The following is a 24,433-nucleotide window of genomic DNA, read 5'->3' as shown; positions in this document are numbered from 1 at the left end:
GATTGATGTAAAATCAACTTTTTAGGACAGCCTCTTTTTATTTAGGAAAAACCGAATCTCTTAACGTTAATAGGTGATAAATATGTAACAGAACTATATTTTTTTCACGAATAAGCAAAAATTATGATGATAAAAATGAAAATTATTTTGTTTAATCAGAAATAATATATAATTTAGGCAATCGATTACAATAACTAAATTTAATAACTAAAAACTATTTAAAAATGAAAAAACAATTACTTTTAATTATTTTACCAATTTTACTTTTTTCGGTAACAATACAAGGACAAGTAGTCTCTGATGAAGTTTGGGACTTAGGTGGTAATACTTCAGAATTTCCAGAAGGGGATGATTACGCCACAACAACTACCATACGAGGATTAAATATTGTGCCTGGAGGTTCAACTTTTGGAAAAAGAGAACCAAATGCTCAAACCTGGTCTGATGGGTATACATCAATAAATCGTTTTAGAGGTCAAGGACACAGTGCGGTAGGTACAGATGGGTTACCAACGCGTCGTTACTTTCATTTTGAAGTAGGCGGTCCAGTAGCTGTTAAAGTTTGGTACCGATTTAGTGGGACAAGTACACCTCGTGCATTAATTATTAGCGATGGTAATGGGAATGTTTTAGCTAAACTGGATAGTCCAGGGGATACAGATACGCGTTACCTAGAAGTGGATTATACCGGTGCGGGAACTGATATTCATATTTTTTCATCTGATAACGCTGTAAACTATTATAAAATAGAGGTGAGTTCTACCCTTTTAAGTAATAAGGATATTGATTCTAAAGTCTCAACTCAAATACAAGCGGTTGGAAACCAAGTGTTAGTTTCAAATGTTTCAAGTGCAACTTCTATTAATGTTTACTCGCTTACAGGAGCTTTAGTGAAATCTTTAAACACTTCTGGTGATACTAGATTTTCTTTAAGAACGGGGCTTTACATCGCAACCGTAAAAACATTTGAGGGCGAAAAATCAGTGAAATTACTAGTAAAATAAATTGTTACCACAACAATAACTTATTTGAACTAAAAGAGGGTATCCATTATGGATGCCCTTTTTGCTTTTAGAATAATTTACCTTAGATATTTCTGCTTTTGTTTAGTAATTAAGAGGCTTAAATGTATCATATTTAGTATTTTTATGCAATCGATTAAATAAACGAAACTTATGCGAGATTTTAAGCTGTTATTCGTAGGCTTTATTATAGTATTTTGTCAGCAAGTACAGGCACAAGTGCATCCCAAATCATGGAGTAGAATTGTGCATCAAGATGAAGGCGCTTGGTTTGCTTCAGAGGAAGCTATAGACATAGCAGAAAATGTATTGCTTTACCAACGCGATATTGGAGGCTGGCCTAAGAATATTCAAATGCAAAAGGGTTTAAGTCCTTCAGAAATATCTCATTTAAAAAAACTAAAGTCGAGCAGTAAAGATGTGACTACCGATAATGGCGCTACCATTCAAGAAATGTTGTTTTTGTCTAAGGTATACCAGCAGGTGCCCGACCCGCGCTACAAATCGGCGTTCATCAAAGGGGTTCAATACTTATTGAAAGCCCAATACGATAATGGGGGATGGCCTCAGTTTTACCCCTTAAGAAAAGGCTATTATTCCCATATTACTTACAACGATGATTCCATGGTTAACATCCTCGAGCTTTTAAAAGCCTTGAAGGAGCAGTCCGATGAATTGTCTATTACGTTGTCTCCAGACTTGTCGTCTAGAGTAGAGGAGGCTTTTAATAAGGGCATCGACTGTATCCTTAAAACACAATACAAACAAAACGGCGTGTTAACCGCTTGGTGTGCACAGTATGACGAACATAGCCTAGAGCCTGCAAAAGCTCGTTCTTATGAATTACCATCATTAAGCGGAAAGGAGTCTGCCAACATTGTATCGCTTTTAATGTCCATAGATAAGCCTTCATCAGAAATTATAAATGCCGTAAATAAAGCGGTAGCATGGTTTCAATTAGTAAAAATAACCAACCTAAAACGCCAGCCCATTCGAGATAAAAATGGAAAATATATCGATGTAAAAATGATTGAAGACCAAAACGCCGATCCCATTTGGGCGCGTTTTATGGAACTCGATGATAATACACCGTTTTTCTGCGATCGTGATGGTGTAAAAAAAGCCACTTTATCCGAAATCGGTATCGAAAGACGCAGTGGTTATGCTTGGTATACCGATACGCCTCGAAAAATTTTAGCTAAATACCCCAAATGGAAGTCTAAATACGATGCGAAGCTTGTAAAAAAATCAGCTAAAGATCCTTATAACATGGTGGTGGCTAAAGATGGTAGTGGTGATTTCGATAACATACAGGATGCTATTTATGCAGCTAAAGCCTTTCCTTACCAACGGGTTATTATTCATGTAAAAAACGGGTTATATAACGAAAAAGTTCATGTGTATTCATGGAATACTAAAGTGACTCTAATAGGAGAAAGTCAAGAACATACCATCATTTCATATAACGATTATTTCTCTAAAACTAATTTAGGTAGAAACAGCACCTTTCATACATCCACAGTTTTAATTGAAGGCGACGATTTTATTGCTAAAAATTTAACTATAAAAAACTCGGCAGGACCTGTTGGGCAGGCGATTGCACTTTCTGTAAATGCTAACCGTTGCTATTTTGAAAATTGTAAACTTTTAGGTTTTCAAGACACCTTGTATACTTCAGGCGAAGGTTATAAACAGTATTTTAAAAACTGCTATATTGAAGGCAGTACCGATTTCATTTTTGGTGAGGCTACAGTGTTGTTTGACGCCTGTCAAATTCACAGCAAAACAAATTCATACATCACAGCGGCATCAACACCCCAAGGTGAGGATTTCGGTTATGTGTTTAAAAATTGTAAACTTACAGCCGATGCCAATCTTGATGCCGTATACCTGGGGAGACCTTGGCGCTTACATGCCAAAACGGTTTTTTTGTATTGCGAATTAGGTAGTCAAATTTTACCTTTAGGCTGGCATAATTGGAATAAAAAGGAAGCTGAAAAAACAGTTTTTTATGCCGAATATAACAATTCAGGGGCTGGTTTTCAGCCAGACAAACGCGTTAATTGGTCGCACCAATTATCTAAGAAAGAAGCCAAAAAATACACCGTTGATAATATTTTAGGAACCGATTTCAGTAAAAACCATAAATAAATGATATTTCTTAAATTAAAACAATACGTTCTTGCCTTAGCCATCCTATTTTCAGTAAATGGTTTTGCTCAAAATACAACCATATATATGATAGGCGATTCTACCATGGCTAACAAAAAGAATCCAGATGAAAACCCAGAGCATGGCTGGGGGCAAGTTTTACCATCCTTTTTTAAAGATGGAATAACTATTGAAAATCGTGCTGTAAACGGCAGAAGTTCTAAAAGTTTTAGAGCCGAAGGACGTTGGGATGCCATTTTGAAAACCTTAAAAAAGGGCGATTATGTTTTTATCCAGTTTGGGCATAACGACCAAAAGGAAAAATCACCAGAACGCTATACGAATCCGCATACGACCTACCGTCACAATTTGATTAATTATGTATTAGAAGCGCGCGAAAAAGGCGCTATTCCCGTTTTATTTTCATCTATAGTACGACGTAATTTTAATGAGGAAGGCGTATTCATTGATACCCATGGAGCTTACCCCTTAGAAGTGCGCTTGGTGGCTTCAGAATACCATGTACCTTTTATAGACCTTCAGTATGAAACAGAAATTTTGGAAACAAGCTACGGCGTAGAGAAATCAAAATTATTACATCTTCATTTTGAAGCGGGAACGTCTTCTTATTATAAAGAAGCTAAGCATGATGATACCCATCTATCTAAACTAGGGGCCACGGAAGTAGCCAAATTAGCGGTTGCTGAACTAAAGAAAAACGTACCTGATATATCAAAATTATTAAAATAAACAACCCAAGTTTCTGACTCACATCAGTCATTTTAACGCCATTTTAACAGTGGTGATCTGGATTCATGACATTTGTCATAAAATGCATCCTACTTTATACGGAACTTTGTCCTGTTAATGTAAAACAGTGGTTCGTTTTTCATATAAAATGTTTGGTTAGTTTAGAACTGTTCAGTTTCCGAGAAAGCTGAACAGTTTTTTTTTGCACCAACCTTAATTCTAGTCGGAAAGTATTACGATTGTCCAAATACTTTATTTAGAAAGTCTACACTATAATCCAAGGTCATATCAAACCAAGGATCCATTAACCAAAATGCTGGCGGAGCACTTGGGATGGTACGAGTTTCGGTGTAGGTTTGGAATATTTTTAATAATGTTGTCATATCGCTTTTTCCAGCATTAATTTCTGGATTCGGACCATTAATGAAGAGTATAGGAGGTGTGTGTTCTCCAACGTATTGTAGTGGAGAAGCTTCCTTCCAGGCATTTTCATTTTTATCTCTAGAGCCGTTTAACCAAATGCTGGCCATGCTATTTTCAGCAGGGGCGTTTTGATGAACGAACGACACAATGCCATCAATATTTATAACTGCTTGAATTTCATCAGAAGGTTCATCATCTGTGCTAAAAATTTTAAGGTGAGATGTTACTCCTGCCAAAGTAGCTAATAAACCTCCAGAATCGGCACCCATAACAGCAATCTGGTTTGGATTTATTTTATATTTCTTAGCGTTTTTTCTAACCCACCTAACGGCATCCTTCACGTCGAAAACGGCAGCAGGATATCGCGCTTCTAAACTCAAACTATAGGCAATTGAAACACCAACAAAACCGTTTTGTGCCAGGTGTTGTGCCATAACACGTTGGTTTTCTTTTTGACCAGTAAGCCAACCGCCTCCATGAACGAGTATGACCGCGGGCATAAGTTTTTTAGGCTTTTTAGAAGGACAGTAGACGTCTAATTCTAATTTTTTATAACGGGTTTTCTTATATACAATGTCCTCATTATATTTAATGTCCTCGGTATTTAAAGGCGTAATCATTTTAGCAGAATCGTAATTCTGTTTGGTTGCCTTATAAATATCTACCAAATTGTAGGTGCTTTCACTTGTTTGTCCGATAGTCCAATTAGGAGTACAGCATAATATAAATAATAGTAGACTACTAATTTTGGATAATAAGTTCATGATGTCAATTTTAGTTCGAGCTCAAGGCAACTTCAACTATATTGAGGGAGAAGTGTTGAAAAATGCAAAGAACTACGGTTAGTTGATTTGGGCTTTTAACCTTTTAAAATATTCACGGAATATTTTTGAGATCGGTTATGGTGTTATTTTGGCCGAAAAATACGTATTTTCATTAAATCCCCTAATATTATGTTAAAATTTAACATTAATAAAATGTGATTAACCCTAATAGAACGCTAGGATTATAGCTGTTTTCGGACAAATAATGAATTAGTCTATTTAATTTGAAATTCTCACTCAGAGTTGTTCGATTGCTATAATTAGTCCTTTGTGTATTTAACAGATGTTTAACAGCACTGGCGTAGGATTATGACATTTATCATAAAATACACTTTGGTTTATTCGGAACTTTGTCCTGTTAATGTAAAACAGTGGTTCGTTTTTCATATAAAATGTTTGGTTAATTTAAAACTGTTCAGCCTCCGAGAAAGCTGAACAGTTTTTTTTTGCTTCGATTTCTAGCATTTAAAAATGGGTGTTTTATATTATTCTAAAAGGAATGATATCATTCGTAATAAGTTCTCAAAAAGTAGTTTTCAGCTTGTGTTTTAGTAGTTTTTAAGAGTCGTTTAACACATGTTTAACAGTGCTGGTGTGGGTTTATGACATTTATCATAAAATACACTTTGGTTTATTCGGAACTTTGTCCTGTTAATGTAAAACAGTGGTTCGTTTTTCATATAAAATGTTTGGTTAGTTTAAAACTGTTCAGTCTTCAAGAAGGTTGAACAGTTTTTTTTGTGCTTATTTTGAAAAGCTAGATTGCGAGTTTGTGTCCGGATTAATTTCTTTTTTTTGTCCCTATAATTTTGTTACATTTGGCTTCGAATAACAAAAAATGTTAAAATGAAAATAATGAAATGTTTAAGTCTATTGACTTTAGTTTTACTAGTGGTATCTTGTAATAATCAGTCTTCGGTTTCAAATAAACCTATTAAAACCGAGTTGGATTCTGTATCCTATGCTATAGGTATGGATGTTGCAAAGAATGTAAAAATGAGTTTTGATGATTTTGATAATGAATTGTTCGTTCAAGGTTTTACGAATGTTTTAGATTCAACAAACATATTGTTGGATGAAGCTACGGCACAAAAGGTTGTTAGAGCTTTTTTCCAAAAGAAACAACAAGAAGAAGCTGCTAAGCGTGTTGAAGAAGGTGAGAAAAACAAAGAAGAAGGTGTTGCATTTTTAGAGTCAAACAAATCTAAAGAAGGTGTGCAAACTACAGCTAGTGGTTTACAATATATTGTATTAAAAGAAGGTACAGGAGCTAAGCCTACAAAAGATTCGAAAGTAAAAGTTCATTATCATGGTACTTTAATTGATGGAACTGTTTTTGATAGTTCAGTTGATAGAGGAGAACCTACTGAATTTGGAGTAACACAAGTGATTAAAGGATGGACAGAAGGTTTACAATTAATGTCTGAAGGCGCTAAGTATAAGTTCTTCATTCCTCAAGAATTGGCTTATGGTGCGAACCCAAGACCAGGAGGACCAATTAAACCTTATGCTACATTAATTTTTGATGTTGAGCTTTTAGAAGTTAAATAAGAGATTTAGATACTTAAATATATAGAAAAACAGGAAGCTAAGCTTCCTGTTTTTTTGCTTTAAAACCAAATTATTTCTTTATTTTGCCTAACCTATTTAAATATTTAAAATGAATTATCTTAAAATAAAAATCGCAGTTTTCCTGTGTGTTTGTTCTCTTACCCAAGCGCAAAGTCAAATGCAAACAGCCGTAGATTCTGTGAGTTATGCCATAGGTATTGATGTTGCAAAAAATGTAAAATCAAGCTTTGATGAATTTAATAGTGATGTCTTTTTTGAAGCCTTTGTTGCCAGTTTAAATGATGGTAACACTTTAATTGACGAAGCGGCTGCAAAGGACGTTATCAGAAATTATTTTCTAAAAAAACAAAAAGCAGAGGAAGAGAAGCTATCAGAACCAGGGACCACTTTTTTAAAGACTAATAAAACTAAAGAAGGGGTTTATACCACGGCGTCAGGTTTGCAGTACAAGATTTTAAAAGAAGGCACAGGAGCAAAGCCAACTAAAGATTCTAAAGTTAAGGTACACTACCATGGTACTTTAATCGACGGAACTGTTTTTGATAGTTCGGTAAACCGTGGTGAGCCCATAGAATTTGAAGTTTCACAAGTTATTAAAGGCTGGACCGAAGGTTTGCAGCTCATGCCTGAAGGGTCGAAATACATATTTTATATTCCTCATGACTTGGCTTATGGCGCAAATCCACGACCAGGAGGCGCCATAAAACCTTATGAAACTCTAATTTTTGAAGTTGAATTACTCGAGATTTTGTAGTATTAGCTAGCACCTTAATCTAGTAGTTTTCTAGCCTTGTAACTTCAAAGGCAAGAGGTCTATTTTTTTTTTGTAACTATATTTTACACAGAATAAGCCGTGCAAGTTGTAACTTTGTAGCTTAAAATAAGAATCGTATGAGCCATAAAGCAGGTTTTGTAAATATTATAGGGAATCCTAATGTGGGTAAATCCACTTTAATGAATGCCTTTGTAGGTGAAAAATTATCTATTATTACCTCTAAAGCACAAACCACAAGGCATCGTATTTTGGGTATCGTTAATGGCGACGATTTTCAAGTAGTTTTAAGTGACACCCCTGGTATTATAAAACCAGCTTACGAGCTTCAGGCGTCGATGATGGATTTCGTTAAATCTGCCTTCGAAGACGCCGATGTGCTTATTTATATGGTAGAAATAGGCGAGCAAGCTTTAAAAGATGAAGCCTTTTTCAATAAAATTAAAAGCTCTAAAATTCCTGTACTTTTATTATTAAATAAGATAGATAAGTCAGATCAAACCCAATTAGAAGAACAAGTGCAAGCATGGACTTCGAAAGTGCCTAATGCCGAAATTTATCCCATTTCAGCGCTTGAAGGTTTTAATGTAAATGAAGTATTTAATAGAATTATAGAATTACTTCCAGAATCACCACCGTTTTATCCTAAAGATCAGTTAACCGATAAGCCAGAGCGTTTTTTCGTGAATGAAATTATACGCGAAAAAATACTTTTACACTATAAAAAAGAAATCCCTTATGCCGTAGAAGTAGATACAGAGGAATTTTTTGAAGAGGAAAACATTATTAGAGTACGTTCGGTTATTATGGTTGAACGCGAAACTCAAAAAGGTATTATTATTGGACATAAGGGTAGTGCATTAAAGCGGGTAGGTGTTGAAGCCCGCAAAGATTTAGAAACCTTTTTTGGAAAACAAATTCACATCGAATTATATGTTAAAGTCAATAAAAACTGGCGTAGTAACGCGAATCAGTTAAAACGTTTTGGCTATAACAACTAAAAACTAATGCTAACTTGTTAATTAGGTAACACTTGGGTAATATATAGACTGTAAGTTTGCCTCAGAATTCTATTTCATAGGTACTAGTTGATTTTAATCATGCGTAAGTATAAAAAATAGGTTTGAGTTAGTTGGTTTAAAAAGCTTTAATTGTTTCTGCAATTAAGGCTTTTCTTTTTTTAGAACCTCGTACATAAAATCGTTTAGCAAATGCATTTCCTTAATACTAGAGGCTTTACCTATACTTCCTGCAAAATATAAAGCGATCCAAATTATAATCATAAAAAGGACAATGCTAAACTGAATGGCATAATCTTGTTCTAGCGACCAATTGGAGTAGGCCCAAATTCCGAAGCCAATAAAAATACTCGCCACTAAAAAGTGTAAAAACATAAATAATGTCCATACCGTAGGACTCGGACCAAATAAGCCATAAATACGACTCGAGTTTTCATCTATAGCATTTATTTCTAGGTGGAGTTGGGGCGACCAATAGGTTTGTTTCGCCTTGGGGAATTTAATAAAAACATGCTCGTCGATAACAGATACAATAAAATCGGATTGCGTGGTTTTTGCATTTTTAAAATCACTTAAAATGACTTCATTGTATTGAGGAATTTCAATTTTGAATCTCGGACGTAAAACAATATCGTTGGATAATGCCATAGAGCAGTGGTTTTGGGTTAGTAAAATACTATTTTTTTTGATACGGGGTAAATTTTATTCTTTTCATAAAAAAGATGAGACAAAGCGTATATTTCCTATTTTTGCACAAGTTTTCAGGACAGCTTAATTTAATCGCTTTTAACCTGTTAACCTTAAATCGAGATTATGAGTAATATAGTAGCCATTGTAGGGAGACCAAATGTTGGAAAATCAACGTTTTTTAATAGATTGATTCAAAGACGTGAAGCCATTGTTGATGCCGTTAGTGGAGTAACACGCGACCGTCATTACGGTAAATGTGATTGGAATGGTAAGGAGTTTTCTTTAATCGATACAGGAGGTTATGTTGTAGGAAGTGATGATATCTTCGAAGAAGAAATAGATAAGCAAGTGGAGTTAGCTATTGAAGAAGCTGATGCCATTATTTTTATGGTAGATGTGGAATCTGGCGTAACTGGAATGGATGAAGATGTAGCGAAGCTCTTAAGACGTATTAACAAGCCAGTTTTTTTAGTTGTTAATAAAGTTGATAACGCGAAGCGTGCCGAAGATGCTGTGGAATTTTACGCTTTAGGTCTTGGAGAATACTACACCGTAGCCAGTATTAATGGTAGTGGTACTGGTGATTTACTTGACGCACTTATAAAAGCTTTACCTGAAAAAGAAGAAGTGGTTGAAGACGAACTACCTCGTTTTGCTGTAGTTGGGCGTCCAAATGCAGGGAAGTCCTCTTTTATCAATGCCTTAATTGGTGAAGATCGTTATATCGTAACCGATATTGCGGGAACTACAAGAGACTCTATTGATACGAAATATAACCGCTTCGGATTTGAATTTAACCTAGTGGATACCGCTGGGATTAGAAGAAAATCTAAGGTTAAAGAAGATTTAGAATTCTATTCGGTAATGCGAAGTGTTCGAGCTATCGAGCACGCTGATGTTTGTATTCTGGTTTTAGATGCTAATCGCGGCTTTGACGGACAAGTACAAAACATCTTTTGGCTAGCCGAGCGCAATAGAAAAGGTATTGTGGTTTTAGTGAACAAATGGGATTTAGTTGAAAAAGATCATAAATCGGTTAAGGAATACGAAAAAGCCATCCGATTACAAATGCAACCTTTTACCGATGTGCCTATCGTATTTATTTCAGCACTAACAAAGCAGCGTATTTACAAAGCCATTGAAACGGCTGTTGAGGTATACCAAAACCGATCTAAGAAGATAAAAACAAGTCAGCTTAACGAAGTTTTACTGCCTATTATAGAAAACTACCCGCCACCAGCATATAAAGGGAAGTTTGTTAAAATTAAGTACATCATGCAGTTGCCAACACCGCAACCACAGTTTGCTTTTTTCTGTAATTTACCACAGTATATCAAAGACCCGTACAGACGCTTTTTAGAAAACAAATTGCGCGAACATTTTGGGTTTAACGGGGTTCCAATTAGTGTTTATATGCGTAAAAAGTAGTATTTGAACACTTACGGTAGGTGGTTGAATAAAAAATGGCATTTGCTGAATTTTGTTATAAAAGATGCAGTATAATTGTTAAAAATTGGGGAATTTTCATTTTTATAAAATTTCCCTAAAACAAATATTTTTATCGTAGATATTGGTTATTTTTAGCACTTCAAAACAATATTTATGAGTCAGATTATTACCTTCGGTGAAGTTCTAATGCGTTTATCTCCTTTTGGAAATAAAAAGTTTATTCAAGCCAATACCTTAGAATTCTATTTTGGAGGCACCGAATTAAATGTGGGGCTTTCTATCGCTAATTTTGGTGGTAATGTTAAGCATATTACCTGTATTTCAGACGATTTTATTGGAGACACAGCCATTTCTTATTTAAATAAATTTGATTTAGACACAACTGCTATTGTGCGTTCTGGACGTCCTCTAGGTGTGTATTTTTTAGAAGTTGGCGCCGTAATGCGCCCTAGTTCCATTTCCTATAACCGATCGCACTCTGCCTTTTCAAGTATTCAACCTGATATGGTTGATTGGGAGTCGGCTTTAGCCGATGGTTCTTGGTTTCACTGGACCGGAATTACTCCAGGATTAACACAAGGGAGTTTCGATACTTTAAAAGAAGGCTTAAAATTAGCAAAGAAAAAAGGGATGCAAGTTTCTGCCGATCCAACCTACAGAAGTGGGTTATGGAAATACGGAGTAAACGCTAAGGATGCTTTAGCAGAGTTAATACATTGTTCTACCATTTTTATTGGTGGTATAAATGAAATGAATGAAGTTTTAGGTACCGAATACGGTTATACTAACGAAGAGTTTATTGAAGCTAGTAAATTACTTATGGAAACCTTTCCATCCATTGAAAAAGTATTTGATAAGATAAGAACCTCTATAAATGCCTCATGGCATAAAATTCGAGCCAGAATGTGGAATGGTGAGGAGTTTAGGGAAACTCAAGATTTTGATATCACGCACATTGTAGACCGTATTGGTACTGGCGATGCTTTTGCAGCTGGACTCATTTATGGCTTACAACATTTTGATGATTATAAGTCTATGGATTACGCTAGTGCAGCCTGTGCTTTAAAACATACCTATGAAGGTGATGTTAATTATGCTACCATCGATGAGGTTACAAGAATTTTAGACGGAAACGTTTCTGGACGATTTAATAGATAAGAAGCATTGTGCTTTTAAAGATAAAGGAAGTTATTCGATATAGAATAGCTTCTTTTTTTTGTAATATTTTTACTTCAAGATAATTTTGTGCTGCAAGTGGTTAATTTTGTGCTACTTATACCTTTGTGTCTCCTGTAGTTTTGTTTAGAACTTAAACTAAACAAGATGAAAAATTCAAATTTTTACCAAAAGCACCGGAAATTTTTTCTGAGTGCAACGAGCTTTTTATTGCTTACAATTGTGGCGTACGCTCAAAGGCCAACCAAAACTGAGAACCCTGCCGATCAATGGACAATTAAGTGGAATGCCTCCGATGAGTTTAATAATAGCACGCCAGATTGGGCTAAATGGATCAAAACTGGGAACCTTCCTAACACCACAGCATGGAAGTGGGACAACCATCAAAATGTTAAAATATCAAACGATGGTGTTGCCGCTCTAACCATGCGTCAAAACCCGAATAATGCTTCAGATGGTGGTACCTATTTCAAATCGGGAATTCTTAAATCCTATAATACGTTTACTTATGGGTATTTTGAGGCTAAAATTAAAGGTGCTCATATTGGAGAAGGGGTTTGTCCTTCGTTCTGGCTATACAGTAATTTTGACTATACTGTAGGTGAAGGCCAAACTGTTTACAGTGAAATAGATATTGTTGAATTACAACAATTCGATTGGTATGAAGGCCATCAAGATGATGTTAGAGATATCGATTTAAATCTTCATGCTGTTGTTAAACAAAACGGACAAGGTGTTTGGAGGCGACCAAAAATGCACCCAGACGAACAATTAAATAAATGGAGAGCGTCTTGGGACCCAACTCAAGACTTTCATATTTATGGTTGTGAGGTAAACGAGCAAGAAATTATATGGTACATAGATGGCGTTGAAGTAGCTAGAAAACCTAATACGTATTGGCACCGTCCAATGAATGTTACTCTGTCACTCGGACTACGAAAACCATTTGTGGAATTCTATAACAACCGCAATAATGCTGTGAACCCTGAATCTAGTGCCGCAACTAGAGAGAAACTAAAGGGCATACCAACAACCATGTATGTGGATTATGTTCGTGTTTGGGAAAAAAGTGGCACCTCGGTTACACCACCAAGTACATCGGTTGGAGTGATAGAAAACAACGGATTTGAAACGGGTAGCTTGTCAAGTTGGAATGCTAGCGCTGGGGCTTCAGAAGTTTTAAGAAACAATGCGAGTAGCGGGCAGCATGCTGGATATGTAAATAATTCGAGCATCGCACAATTAGTGACTTTAAAAGCGAATACAACTTATAAGGTTACAGCTAAAGGTAAAGCGGCTAACTCAGGAGTTTCAACCTTTTTAGGTATTAGCGAATCTTCAAGCAATACGCTTATTGGAAATTATGAGTTTGATAGTACTTCATATAGTACAGGTGAAGTTTCTGTAACTACAGGTAATAGTGATACCGTTTACCGTATTTGGTATTGGTCATCAGGACAAGGTTATTGTGATGATTTTACCCTTGAAGAAGTTGACGGAGACACTAGTCAGCCGGTAGCTGTTACGGGAGTAAGTTTAAATAAAACGTCTGTGACTTTAGAGGAAGGGAATTCAACTACGTTATCTGCTAACGTGTCCCCACAAAATGCGACCAATAAAAATGTAACTTGGCAGGTTAGTAATAGCCAAGTGTTGTCGGTGAACAACGGACAAATAACAGCATTAAAGGCAGGGAATGCTTCGGTAACAGTAACGACACAAGATGGTAATCACGTAGCCAGTTGTTATATCACGGTTACAGAAGCAACCGGTGATGGAAGTGGAGATGATGGATCTAGCAATACAGAGGTACCTCAATCAGGCCAAACCATTTCATTGAAATCGTCAGAAGGGCTATTCCTAACGGTAAATACGGGTGCTCAAACTGCTATACAGGCTACACAAAATAATGTTAATAGCAAAGAGCAGTTTGTTGTTGTTACTGAAGGAAATTTTATAGGTCTGCAATCTGTTAGTACAAATAAATATGTAACCACGGCATCAGATAATACCATAAAATGTGGTGCTTCAGGGGTGTTTAACAGACAGCAGTTTACTTTTGAGTCTAATGGTTCAGGTGGATTTTATATTAAATCAAAAATTAATGGTTTGTACTGGAAATTAGATCGAAACAGTTCGGCTAAAGGCATTTCAGCAACAGTTTCTAAAAATCAAGCGTCTATTTTTAATTGGGATGTTGTAGGAGTAACCAATAAGCAACAAACCTTAAAAACATCTAATGATGAAAGTTTAGCTGCCGATAAAATTAATGTGTATCCTAACCCTTATTCGAATGGTGAATTAACTATTAAATTGGCAAAGGCGTATACAGGATCTATCGAGTTCAAAAATATTAATGGTCAAAATGTACTAAGATTACATGTGAATAATCAGAACCACATTAATATAAGTAATTCAGAGCTTCGTTTACCAAGTGGCTTGTATTTTATAAGCTTAAATATTGAAGGAAATTCCGTGGTGAAAAAATGGCTTGTGAATTAGTATTTTAGTCATTTCTATATTGAAGTAAGAGCATTAAAAAGGCCGTCCAAAAAACTTGTTTGGACGGCCTTTTAATATGTAAAAGTCACATGTTTTATAAGTGATAGCGGTCGATTATGTTATTTGGTTTGTAGGAGGTATTAGAATAGGGTATATCCAAGTATTACGGATAGCGATTTGTAGTTTGCACTGCCAACAGGGTTTAGGTTTAGAAGATCTCTATTCGTTTGCTGTCTTACCTCGATACTAAATTTATCATTGTATTTATATCCCAATCCTATGCCGAAATTGGGAGTAGGTTTTATTTCCATAGAATCAAGCTTGTCATCTTCATAACTAATTGACGAATCAAATGCGTAATCCAAAATAAATATTGCATTTATAAAAATTTTAGAATCTTTACTTAAATATATATAATATCTCGCTCCTAAAGGAATTTCTAAAGAGTTGTAGTCTGCGTTTGTTGTTAATTCTCCTCCAAAGTAATAACCAGTATCTGTGGTTTTTTTATTCTTTAGATGTTGAAATGTAGGTTCTACGATGATTGCCCATTTGTTTTTATTGAATGGTAATATAAATTCTGCTTCAATCCCAAGGCCAAAGCTACTTTTGTTGTCAAAATCGACATTTCTCAGTTCAGAATAAGTACTTATATTTAAAGAAGAATTAACGTATCGAGGGCGAATATTTAAATTAAACTGGATCTTTTTTTGTTTTCCTTCTAGGTATTTAACAGTTTCATTATGGCACTCATTATAGGCTGTAAACAAACGAGTCAACTCTTTTTTATCATAATTAAGTTTGCTGAAGTCTGTTATTTCAAAATCTGGACATTTTAAGTCATTCCATAATTGTTCTCTAAAGGCATTATTTTTTTTAACAGAATTGTTATCGATGATATAGCTTTTAAATACTAATTGTTGTGTGTTGGAATGATCTGTGTTGTAAAAAAAGCGCTTTAAATTACCATCATTGTATTCGTAAAAATTAGCTTTCCCAACAAGTATGGTTTTTAGAAAAAGAACTTCCTCTTTAAATGAAGGGCTTTTATAATGACTAATTTTACTTAAAGTTTCACTAGATCTATCAATGTTTACAGTAAATCTTGCATATTGAGACATATTAGTAACCCCAAATTCTTTTATGGAATGTATTGTTGCTTTTTGTGATTCTCCTTCTTCTGCAAGTTTGTATTCGATCTCCGTAGGGTTGTTTTTCCAATCCATATTTTTGATTAGGCAATCAGTTTTTTCATTGTTGTTATCAATAAAATATCCTGGTTCATAGGCGATTTGAGAATAGCAATAGGTGGTTAAAACGGTAATAAGAATACTTAATAATTTTGTTTTCATGTTGAGGTTAGTTGGGTTGGTAATAATTATACAATCTAGCCCCTCTTAACTTTTATGGAGCTATTTTAAGATTATACTTTTTCGTTAATTGAATAAAATGTTAATTGAATAAAATGTTAAGGGGATAATAAATGTGGTTAAGGGTAATAAAAAAAGGGTGGATAATTAATAGAAGAACCGCTTCTGCTAAAGCGGCCTTAAATCTTTAAGAGGGTTATTTTAAATGGAAAAGCCTAGGGTTACCACCCCCCAGAAGCACCACCACCGCCGAAGCCACCGCCACCAAAGCCGCCACCGAAACCACCCCCAAAACCACCGCCAGAGCTTCCGCCCCAGCCACTAGAACCTCGACTGTAATTGCCGCGTCCCATATTACTTAATATGATAGCGTCCCATATATCAAAACCTCCAGAGTTATTGCCTCCATTACGTCCGCCGCCACCGCCGCGTTTGTTTTTAATATAGGATAGAATAAACATTAAAGCAATAAATCCGAAAACAAGAAAAGGAATTACAGAATCTTCTGAATTACCCGAAGTAGGGCGAGAACCTTTGTATTCCCCCTGTAAGACCTCAAAGATAGCATCAGCACCTCTGTTTAATCCGCCAGGAAAATCACCTTTTCTAAAATATGGAAGGATGTCGTTTTCAATAATGCGTCTGGACATGGCATCGGTTAAAAGATGCTCTACGCCATAGCCTGTGTTTATAGCAATTCTGCGGTCATCATTCGCTAGAAGAATTAATATACCATTGTCTTCTTCGGCTTGACCAATTCCCCAAGCTTCACCCCATTGGGCGCCTAAAAAGTTGATGTTTTCGCCTTCGGTAGAATGAATAATAGCGACAACAATTTGCGTTGAGGTCGTGTCGGAATACCGAACCAGTTTTTGTTCTAAATTTTGTTTTTCGCCACTAGAAAGTAAGTTCACATAATCGTAAACACTAGTTTGGAATTTGGGCTTTTCAGGAATTTTAAATTGAGCAAAAGAAATACTCATGCTGAAAAGCATCAAAACAACGCCTAAGCCTAAACTTTTAAAGTTAAATATAGATGTTGTTTTGTGTTTTAAATGGGTCATAAAGTTTTAGCCTTTTGAGATGTCGTTAGAAAGCTCGTTGATGTCGTCCGTTTCATAAGGGAAATACTTTTGAAGCCTATCACCAGACCTTAAAATACCATCAACCAAACCTTGTTTAAAATGGCCTTTCTTAAAGTGGGCTTGCATAATGTCTTTAGTGCAATCCCAAAAATCAGGTTCCACCACTTTATTGATGCCTTCGTCGCCATAAATAACAAAAGATTTATCTCCAACGGCAACATAAATTAATACAGCATTTTGAAGCTTCGTGTTGTCCATTTTTAAATGATGAAAAACTTCTAAAGCGCGATTTGTGGGGTCGCCATTTGCCGATTTTTCAATATGAACACGTATTTCTCCAGAGGTGTTTAACTCAGCCCTTTGGATGGCGTCAACAATTTCTTGTTCCTCTTTTGCGGTTAAAAAATCTTCTGTTTTAGACATGTTTTAAAACTCTACTGTTGGTGCGTTTTCACTACCTGGAGCACTTTTAAAACGTGCCATTTCTTCAAAACCAAAAAGTCCAGCTAATAATTTAGCAGGGAATTTTTTAATGAATTTGTCGTAAATATTAACCTTTTCGTTGTAGCGATCTCTAGTGACATTGATACGATTTTCGGTACCTTCTAACTGCGATTGTAGTTCCAAGAAGTTTTTATCGGCTTTCAATTCTGGGTAGCGTTCTACCGTTACTAAAAGTTTAGAAAGCGCCCCGCTTAACCCTTGTTGAGCTTGTTGGAATTGTGCCATTTTTTCTGGAGTTAGGTTGTTGGCATCAATAGTTGTTTTAGTCGCTTCAGAACGAGCCTTAATAACGCCTTCTAGAGTTTCTCTTTCATGCGCGGCATAACCTTTTACTGTCGATACTAAATTCGGAATTAAATCGGCACGACGCTGGTACGAGCTTTCAACATTAGACCAAGCTGTTTTAGCATCAGCTTCATATTCAACGGCGGTGTTGTTAAAGTTTTTAGCCCAAGAATAAATTCCAATGACAACAATAGCGACGATAATCCATGGTAAAAATTTCTTCATAATGTTCTAGTTTAAAGGTGTTGTTTTATTTTAATGAGTTGATTTTTTATGCTTTCAAGCTTGCTAACAATTTCAAAAGTGTTTAGAGCTTGTTTTTTTTCTTCTTTCAAGTGTGTTTTAGCACCATCAAGTGTAAAACCACGCTCTTTTACCAAATGATAAATAAACTTTAAGTTTTTAATGTCTTCGGGGGTAAACTTTCTATTGCCTTTTGCGTTTTTTTTAGGTTTAAGAACATCAAATTCTTTTTCCCAAAAACGTATTAAAGAGGTGTTTACATCAAATGCTTTGGCGACTTCACCAATACTATAATAGCGTTTTTCTGGGAGGTCGATATGCATTAATCTAATGATTGATTTTCTAATGAAGCATGCTCCAATAGTTTATTAAATTCTTCTGCGGTTAAACTGCCGTAATAGAAGTTAATAGGGTTAATACGTTCGTCGTCTTTAAAAATTTCATAGTGTAAATGCGGTCCTTGCGATCGACCCGTACTACCTACAAATCCGATAAGGTCTCCTCGTTTTACCTTTTGGTTTTTTCTAACGTTATATTTGTATAAATGGGCATATAAACTCACATAGCCATAGCCATGATCTATTCTAATATGGTTGCCGTAACCAGTCGATTTTGAATCGGCACGCGTAACTACACCATCGCCTGTAGCGTAAACGGGTGTGCCTCGAGGTGCTGTGAAATCCATACCACGGTGCATTTTTCTTACCTTAGTAAAAGGGTCACTACGCATGCCGTAACCTGAAGCCATACGAGTTAAATCTTTATTGCTTACCGGTTGAATGGCCGGAATGGCAGCAAGTAATTTTTCCTTGTCTTCTGCCAATTTGGTAATTTCATCTAAAGATTTAGATTGCACTACAATTTGCTTCTGTAGGATGTCAATACGCTTATTACTTTCTATAATTAACTTAGAGTTATCAAAGCCTTCTAAATTTTTATAGCGATTAATCCCGCCAAAACCAGCACGACGTTGTTCTTCTGGAATGGGATTGGCCTCAAAATACACACGATAAATATTATTATCACGCTCGGCAACATTCGCCAAAACCGTTTCGGCGTGTTCCATTTTTTTGTTTAGTAACTCAAATTGTAATTGCGTGTTTTGAAGCTCTCTTTTTAAGGCGCGTTCTTTTGGGGATTCAACATACTGACTGCCAATGAAAACGAATATAAAAGCGAAAAAAGCAGTTCCTAAAATAAAGAAAAAGGCATACTTAAAAGTGGTGCGTTTTTTACGCTGTATTTTCCTGTAGGAAAGCGTATCAGGATCGTAATAATATTTTACCTTACTCATTTCTTAAATTATGCTATTTTTGCAGCGCATTGAAGGTGTGTTTTTCATCTTCAATCATGCAGTAAACGGACAAACCTACAAAAAATTATTATAAACAATTTTAATAATAGTAGCTTTGAAGTTTAATGCTGAACCAAATTTAAAATAAATTTGTAGCATAAATATAAAAATTGTTTCGCATTATCGCTAATAGTTTCGAAACAAGGTGTTTAAAAATATTACATGAAATCACAAGACATTCGCGCTAAGTTTTTAAGTTTTTTTGAAGAAAAACAACATAGTATCGTGCCATCGGCACCCATGGTTCTAAAAGATGATCCAACTTTAATGTTCGTTAATGCAGGTATGGCACCTTTTAAAGAATACTTTTTAGGGAATGCCGAGCCTAAAAATAAACGTATTACAGATAGTCAAAAATGTTTACGTGTTTCTGGAAAACATAATGACCTTGAAGAAGTAGGGTATGATACCTATCACCATACCTTATTCGAAATGTTAGGGAACTGGAGTTTTGGCGATTACTTTAAAGAAGAAGCCATCGCTTGGGCTTGGGAATTATTAACCGAAGTTTTTGGTATCGATAAAGATATGCTTTACGTTTCCGTATTTGAAGGGAATAAAGAAGATGGTCTTGAGATGGACACCGAAGCTTTTGATATTTGGAAAAAATACATCTCGGAAGATCGTATTCTAACGGGTGATAAAAAAGATAACTTCTGGGAAATGGGTGATCAAGGACCTTGTGGACCTTGTAGTGAAATACATGTAGATATCCGTTCGGCGGAAGAAAAAGCTAAAGTGCCAGGAAAAGACCTTGTTAATCAAGATCATCCGCAGGTGGTTGAAATATGGAACTTGGTTTTCATGCAGTATAACCGTAAGGCAAACGGTTCTTTAGAGTCCTTACCGAATAAACACATTGATACCGGAATGGGCTTTGAGCGTTTATGTATGGTTTTACAAGGCGTACAGTCTAATTACGATACCGATGTTTTCACACCTATAATCAAGGAAATTGAAACCATTACCAATAAAACCTATAGAAAAGACGAAAAAGTAGACGTTGCTATTCGAGTGATTGCCGATCACGTGCGTGCTGTAGCCTTTTCAATTGCCGATGGGCAGCTGCCAAGTAATACTGGTGCTGGATATGTAATTCGTAGAATTTTGCGTCGTGCCGTACGTTACGGATTTACGTTTTTAGATAAAAAAGAACCTTTTATTTACAGACTTGTCGACGTTTTAGATAAAAAAATGGGTAAAGCCTTCCCTGAGCTAAAAGCCCAAAAACAATTGGTTGAGAACGTTATTAAAGAAGAAGAACAGTCTTTTTTAAGAACCCTAGATCAAGGTTTGGTGCTTTTAAATCGAATTGTTGAAGAGACTAAAGGTGATACGGTTACGGGAGCAAAAGCTTTCGAATTATACGATACTTACGGTTTCCCAATTGATTTAACGGCTTTAATTCTTTCTGAAAAAGATTTAAAATTAGATGAAGCTGGTTTTAATGAAGAACTTCAAAAACAAAAAGACCGTTCGCGTGCAGCGAGTGAAAGCTCTACAGGCGATTGGACCACTTTAATAGAGGATGATGTTGAAGAATTTATTGGTTACGATGCACTTCAGGCTAATGTTAAACTAACGCGATACCGAAAAGTGAGTTCTAAAAAGGACGGCGATATGTATCAGTTGGTTTTTAATTTAACACCGTTTTATCCTGAAGGTGGTGGACAAGTTGGAGATAAAGGTTATTTGGAAGATGCTTATGGCGATGTGGTTTACATTTTAAATACAAAAAAGGAAAACAACGTCATCATTCACTTTACAGAAACCTTACCAAAGCATTTAAACGAGGGCTTTAAAGTGGTGGTTGATGAAAAACAACGTCACAGAACCGAATGTAACCATACAGCAACACACTTGTTACATCAGGCCTTGCGTTCTATCTTAGGAACTCATGTAGAGCAAAAGGGTAGTGCGGTACATTCAAAATATCTAAGATTCGATTTCTCGCATTTTTCTAAATTAACTGAAGATGAAATTCGTGATGTAGAAAGTTTCGTAAATGCAAGAATTAATGGAAAAATTCCTTTAGTTGAAAAACGTAATATTCCTAAAGAAGAAGCCATCGCTGCTGGAGCAATGAGTTTGTTTGGTGAGAAATATGGGGATACGGTTCGCTCTATTCAGTTCGGACAATCTATCGAGCTTTGTGGTGGAACGCATGTGAAAAATACTGCCGATATTTGGCACTTTAAAATTGTTTCTGAAGGCGCTGTTGCTGCAGGAATCAGACGTATTGAAGCCATTACCAGTGATGCTGTAAAAGATTTCTATTCGGAAAATAACCGTTTGTTTTTTGAAATGAAAGGACTGCTTAATAATGCTAAGGAGCCTATAAAAGCACTTCAAAATTTACAAGAAGAAAATACAAGCCTTAAAAAGCAAATTGAAGCTTTGTTAAAAGATAAAGCTAAAAATATAAAAGGTGACCTTAAAAGTGAACTTACAGAGATTAACGGCATTCAGTTTTTAGCTAAGAAATTGGATTTAGATGCGGCAGGATTAAAAGATGTGGCTTTTGAATTAGGGGGCGAAGTAGAGAATTTATTCTTGTTATTCGCTACCGAAAATGAAGGTAAAGCCTTGTTATCATGTTATATTTCTAAAGATTTAGTCGCTAGTAAAGGCTTAAATGCAGGACAGGTCGTTCGTGAACTGGGTAAATTTATTCAAGGCGGCGGCGGCGGACAACCATTTTTTGCAACTGCAGGCGGGAAAAACCCAGAAGGGATTACCCAAGCTTTAGCGGAAGCAAAGAAGTATGTGGGGTAAAACATAGTTGAAAAGTCGTAAAGTAACAAAGCTGCAAAGTTTCAAAAGTAGATTAGTATCTCTGAAGCTTTGCAGCTTTGAAATTTATAAACACCGAGACTTTGTAACTTTGTATCTCTGAAATTTAAAGAAAAATGAACCTTCAAACTAAAATATCTATAAAAAAAAGCTCTAGTCATTTAATAGATTACAGCTCTAAAGTGTTTTTAGTAGGCTCTTGTTTTTCTGAAAATATAGGGAATAAACTCACTTATTTTAAATTTCAAACGGAACAAAACCCATTCGGGATACTTTTTCATCCCCTAGCCATTAAAACGCTTATTAGTCGAGCGATTTCTAAGAAACATTATACCGATGCCGATGTGGTATTCCATAATGAGCAATGGCATGGTTTTGATGCTCATTCTAAATTGAGTAACGTTTCAAAAGAGCAAATTCTACAAACTTTAAATACCCGTTTACAAGCAACCTATAACGATTTAAAATCAGCTTCACATCTGGTTATTACCCTAGGAACGGCTTGGGTGTATCGTTATAATGAAACGAATCAGGTTGTGGCGAATTGCCATAAAATTCCACAGAAACAATTTTCAAAATCCTTAATGTCAGTTCAGGGGATTTGTGAGGTTTTAAGGTCTATTGAGACCCAAGTAAGAGGTCTTAATGAAGAAATATCCATCATTTATACAGTTTCACCTGTTCGGCATTTAAAAGATGGCTTTGTAGAAAACAATAGGAGTAAAGCGCATTTAACATCGGCTATACATCAACTTTTAGAAGAAAAGGCATCCCTCAATCAGTTTAACTCATTTTACTTTCCTGCTTACGAAATCATGATGGACGAGCTTAGGGATTATCGTTTTTATGCTGAAGATATGGTGCATCCAAATGCTTTGGCTGTCCAATACATTTGGAATGCTTTTGCTAGTACTTGGATTTCAAATGAGGCTTTAAAAACCATGGATGTTGTGGATGGTATTCAAAAAGGGCTACAGCACCGTCCCTTCAACGAAAAATCTGAAGCCCATCAAAAGTTTCTTCAGCAATTAGACTCTAAAATAGCCGAGATTCAAGATCGTTTTCCGCATATGACCTTTAAATAGGAATGTTGTTTTTTATCCTTGGTTAAAGAACGGATTAAAGCAACGTTTTAACTTCTTTTAATCACATTTTATCGAAAAACATGCTTGTTCCTCTATGAATAGTTGTACCTTTAAAACTGCTATTAATCAGTTTATCCAAAAAGCATCATGAGCCAAGTTTAAAAGGGGGCCATTGGTGCTTTTTTTGTGCCAAATTTTGTTATCCGTGAGGTTTAACATAACATAAGATTTGTTTAACGATTCGGTAATACTTAACCTCTAAATCTCCTGTATCTTTGAACTGTTTAGTTTAGACAACTTAATAACATTGGTAGACTTCATCTGTCGAAGGAACCGATGTTTTTTTGTTTTAAGAATGAAAATTTTTCTAACTTAGTACATGCGAAAAATTTTAATTGGTGTTGTTATTACTTTGGTTGTGCTTTACGCAGCCAAGTCTTGTGAAACACAAAAAGCTGAAAAAACTAGGCTTGTAGAAAACACGGCACTTATTCAACAGCAAATTAATAATGTTGGAAAGCTGGTGGTTACCGAAGGTCATTTTAGTCAGGTTTTTAACTATCAAAATTCAAAAGACCTTTTAGGGAATTATCTCACCTTTGAAAAGAAAGCTTTAGTGGTAGTCAATGCCGACGTTACTGTGGCCTACGATTTAAGTAAAATTGAATTTAAACTTGATGAAGCCACAAAAACACTATCGATTTTAAAGATTCCCGAAGAAGAAATCACCATTAGTCCCGATTTTGAATACTACGATGTGCAAGCCGATTTTTTAAATCCCTTTGAGGCTCAAGATTACAATAAGATTAAAAACATTGTTAATGCGTCTTTAAAGAAAAAGATAAATCAATCGCAATTAAAAACCAATGCCAAAAACCGTTTGATTAGTGAGTTGTCTAAATTTTATATTCTAACCAATTCTTTAGGTTGGACTTTAGAATACAACCAAATGACTATTGACCAAGTCGATGATTTTAAAGGTTTAAAGCTCTAGTTTTTTATATAAGGACATCCAGCCACCTCCATTTATGGCTTCAATACTATTAGATTTTAAAATAGCAGCAGCACTTGCCGATCGTACACCACTCGCACAGCAAGTAATTACAGGTCTTTGAAGTTTCTTGATGCTTTCAATCTTAGAACTAAGCGTTTGTAATGGTACATTTTGCGATCCCGGAATAGCGCTCTGTTCGTATTCTGAAACGGTTCTAACATCTAAAACAATAGCATTTCGCGATTTAAAATCCTTGATTTTTTCATTTTTGTTACCGAATAGAAAACTAAATATGCCCATAAGTTATGATTGTTTTTCTGTAAATATATTTCCCTTTAATTAAAACGAAGGTAACAAGTGTTACTGTTTT

Annotated in this window: 21 protein-coding genes; 12 read left to right on the top strand and 9 right to left on the bottom strand. The window is 35.6% G+C overall.

Features of this window, described 5'->3' with window-relative positions; all coding sequences use genetic code 11:
* Positions 1-224 precede the first annotated feature (224 nt).
* The 3 genes from JJL45_RS15620 to JJL45_RS15610 all read left to right on the top strand — a co-directional run bounded on the left by JJL45_RS15620 (position 225) and on the right by JJL45_RS15610 (position 3,923).
* On the top strand, positions 225-1,004 hold the full coding sequence (locus JJL45_RS15620) for a T9SS type A sorting domain-containing protein (protein WP_068604881.1): 780 nt from the start codon (positions 225-227) through the stop codon (positions 1,002-1,004).
* Between the two features lie 171 nt (positions 1,005-1,175).
* Positions 1,176-3,173, top strand: coding sequence for a pectate lyase (pelA, locus tag JJL45_RS15615; RefSeq protein WP_068604880.1), 1,998 nt, complete (start codon positions 1,176-1,178; stop codon positions 3,171-3,173).
* The gene (locus JJL45_RS15610) at positions 3,174-3,923 is read left to right on the top strand and encodes a rhamnogalacturonan acetylesterase (RefSeq protein WP_068604879.1); all 750 of its coding nucleotides are present in this window, start codon (positions 3,174-3,176) and stop codon (positions 3,921-3,923) included.
* Positions 3,924-4,156: 233 nt separating this feature from the next.
* On the opposite strand, the gene JJL45_RS15605 is transcribed toward JJL45_RS15610, so the two are convergent.
* Entirely contained in the window at positions 4,157-5,110 is a 954-nt protein-coding gene (locus JJL45_RS15605) for an alpha/beta hydrolase (RefSeq protein ID WP_082935993.1), read from the bottom strand.
* 906 nt (positions 5,111-6,016) lie between these two features.
* Here JJL45_RS15605 and JJL45_RS15600 point away from each other — a divergent pair.
* From JJL45_RS15600 to era, 3 genes are all read left to right on the top strand, one after another.
* Positions 6,017-6,721, top strand: coding sequence for an FKBP-type peptidyl-prolyl cis-trans isomerase (locus JJL45_RS15600; RefSeq protein ID WP_068604878.1), 705 nt, complete (start codon positions 6,017-6,019; stop codon positions 6,719-6,721).
* A gap of 178 nt (positions 6,722-6,899) precedes the next feature.
* The gene (locus JJL45_RS15595) at positions 6,900-7,496 is read left to right on the top strand and encodes an FKBP-type peptidyl-prolyl cis-trans isomerase (RefSeq protein WP_202664195.1); all 597 of its coding nucleotides are present in this window, start codon (positions 6,900-6,902) and stop codon (positions 7,494-7,496) included.
* 137 nt (positions 7,497-7,633) lie between these two features.
* Complete coding sequence (era, locus tag JJL45_RS15590) at positions 7,634-8,515, top strand: GTPase Era (protein ID WP_068604870.1); 882 nt, start codon at positions 7,634-7,636, stop codon at positions 8,513-8,515.
* Positions 8,516-8,677: 162 nt separating this feature from the next.
* Here era and JJL45_RS15585 read toward each other — a convergent pair whose 3' ends face one another.
* The gene (locus JJL45_RS15585; protein ID WP_068604866.1) at positions 8,678-9,181 is read right to left on the bottom strand and encodes a GTP-binding protein; all 504 of its coding nucleotides are present in this window, start codon (positions 9,179-9,181) and stop codon (positions 8,678-8,680) included.
* A gap of 165 nt (positions 9,182-9,346) precedes the next feature.
* On the opposite strand from JJL45_RS15585, the gene der reads away from it, so the two are divergent.
* The 3 genes from der (at position 9,347) to JJL45_RS15570 (ending at position 14,350) form a co-directional block, all read left to right on the top strand.
* Positions 9,347-10,651, top strand: coding sequence for a ribosome biogenesis GTPase Der (der, locus tag JJL45_RS15580; protein ID WP_067151173.1), 1,305 nt, complete (start codon positions 9,347-9,349; stop codon positions 10,649-10,651).
* A gap of 174 nt (positions 10,652-10,825) precedes the next feature.
* Positions 10,826-11,830, top strand: coding sequence for a sugar kinase (locus JJL45_RS15575; protein WP_068604865.1), 1,005 nt, complete (start codon positions 10,826-10,828; stop codon positions 11,828-11,830).
* A gap of 165 nt (positions 11,831-11,995) precedes the next feature.
* The gene (locus tag JJL45_RS15570) at positions 11,996-14,350 is read left to right on the top strand and encodes a family 16 glycosylhydrolase (protein ID WP_068604863.1); all 2,355 of its coding nucleotides are present in this window, start codon (positions 11,996-11,998) and stop codon (positions 14,348-14,350) included.
* A 140-nt stretch (positions 14,351-14,490) separates the two neighbouring features.
* Here JJL45_RS15570 and JJL45_RS15565 read toward each other — a convergent pair whose 3' ends face one another.
* The 6 genes from JJL45_RS15565 to JJL45_RS15540 form a co-directional block, all read right to left on the bottom strand.
* Positions 14,491-15,702: an outer membrane beta-barrel protein gene (locus JJL45_RS15565; protein ID WP_068604862.1), complete on the bottom strand. Its 1,212-nt coding sequence runs from the start codon at positions 15,700-15,702 to the stop codon at positions 14,491-14,493.
* Positions 15,703-15,941: 239 nt separating this feature from the next.
* A complete protein-coding gene (locus JJL45_RS15560; protein ID WP_082935992.1) occupies positions 15,942-16,784 on the bottom strand; it encodes a TPM domain-containing protein in 843 nt (280 codons plus the stop codon).
* A gap of 6 nt (positions 16,785-16,790) precedes the next feature.
* Positions 16,791-17,228 (bottom strand): TPM domain-containing protein, encoded by a 438-nt coding sequence (locus JJL45_RS15555; RefSeq protein ID WP_067151163.1) that lies wholly within the window; start codon positions 17,226-17,228, stop codon positions 16,791-16,793.
* Positions 17,229-17,231: 3 nt separating this feature from the next.
* On the bottom strand, positions 17,232-17,819 hold the full coding sequence (locus JJL45_RS15550) for a LemA family protein (protein ID WP_067151160.1): 588 nt from the start codon (positions 17,817-17,819) through the stop codon (positions 17,232-17,234).
* 11 nt (positions 17,820-17,830) lie between these two features.
* The gene (locus tag JJL45_RS15545) at positions 17,831-18,160 is read right to left on the bottom strand and encodes a MerR family transcriptional regulator (RefSeq protein ID WP_067151157.1); all 330 of its coding nucleotides are present in this window, start codon (positions 18,158-18,160) and stop codon (positions 17,831-17,833) included.
* Positions 18,160-19,131 (bottom strand): M23 family metallopeptidase, encoded by a 972-nt coding sequence (locus JJL45_RS15540; protein ID WP_068604860.1) that lies wholly within the window; start codon positions 19,129-19,131, stop codon positions 18,160-18,162. The genes JJL45_RS15545 and JJL45_RS15540 overlap by 1 nt, the downstream gene beginning before the upstream one ends.
* Before the next feature lie 222 nt (positions 19,132-19,353).
* On the opposite strand from JJL45_RS15540, the gene alaS reads away from it, so the two are divergent.
* From alaS to JJL45_RS15525, 3 genes are all read left to right on the top strand, one after another.
* Positions 19,354-21,966: an alanine--tRNA ligase gene (alaS, locus tag JJL45_RS15535; RefSeq protein WP_068604859.1), complete on the top strand. Its 2,613-nt coding sequence runs from the start codon at positions 19,354-19,356 to the stop codon at positions 21,964-21,966.
* 134 nt (positions 21,967-22,100) lie between these two features.
* Entirely contained in the window at positions 22,101-23,069 is a 969-nt protein-coding gene (locus tag JJL45_RS15530; RefSeq protein ID WP_068604857.1) for a GSCFA domain-containing protein, read from the top strand.
* Between the two features lie 379 nt (positions 23,070-23,448).
* On the top strand, positions 23,449-24,063 hold the full coding sequence (locus JJL45_RS15525) for a DUF4230 domain-containing protein (protein ID WP_068604855.1): 615 nt from the start codon (positions 23,449-23,451) through the stop codon (positions 24,061-24,063).
* Here the strand turns inward: JJL45_RS15525 and JJL45_RS15520 are convergent.
* Entirely contained in the window at positions 24,052-24,363 is a 312-nt protein-coding gene (locus JJL45_RS15520; RefSeq protein WP_068604852.1) for a rhodanese-like domain-containing protein, read from the bottom strand. The two genes, JJL45_RS15525 and JJL45_RS15520, sit on opposite strands and share 12 nt — an antisense overlap.
* Positions 24,364-24,433: the final 70 nt, after the last annotated feature.

It is taken from the genome of Tamlana sp. s12, from assembly GCF_016767215.1.
Classification (GTDB): Bacteria; Bacteroidota; Bacteroidia; order Flavobacteriales; family Flavobacteriaceae; genus Pseudotamlana; species Pseudotamlana agarivorans.
Note: the sequence above shows the minus strand (reverse complement) of the source record. Positions and strands in the feature narration are given on the sequence as shown.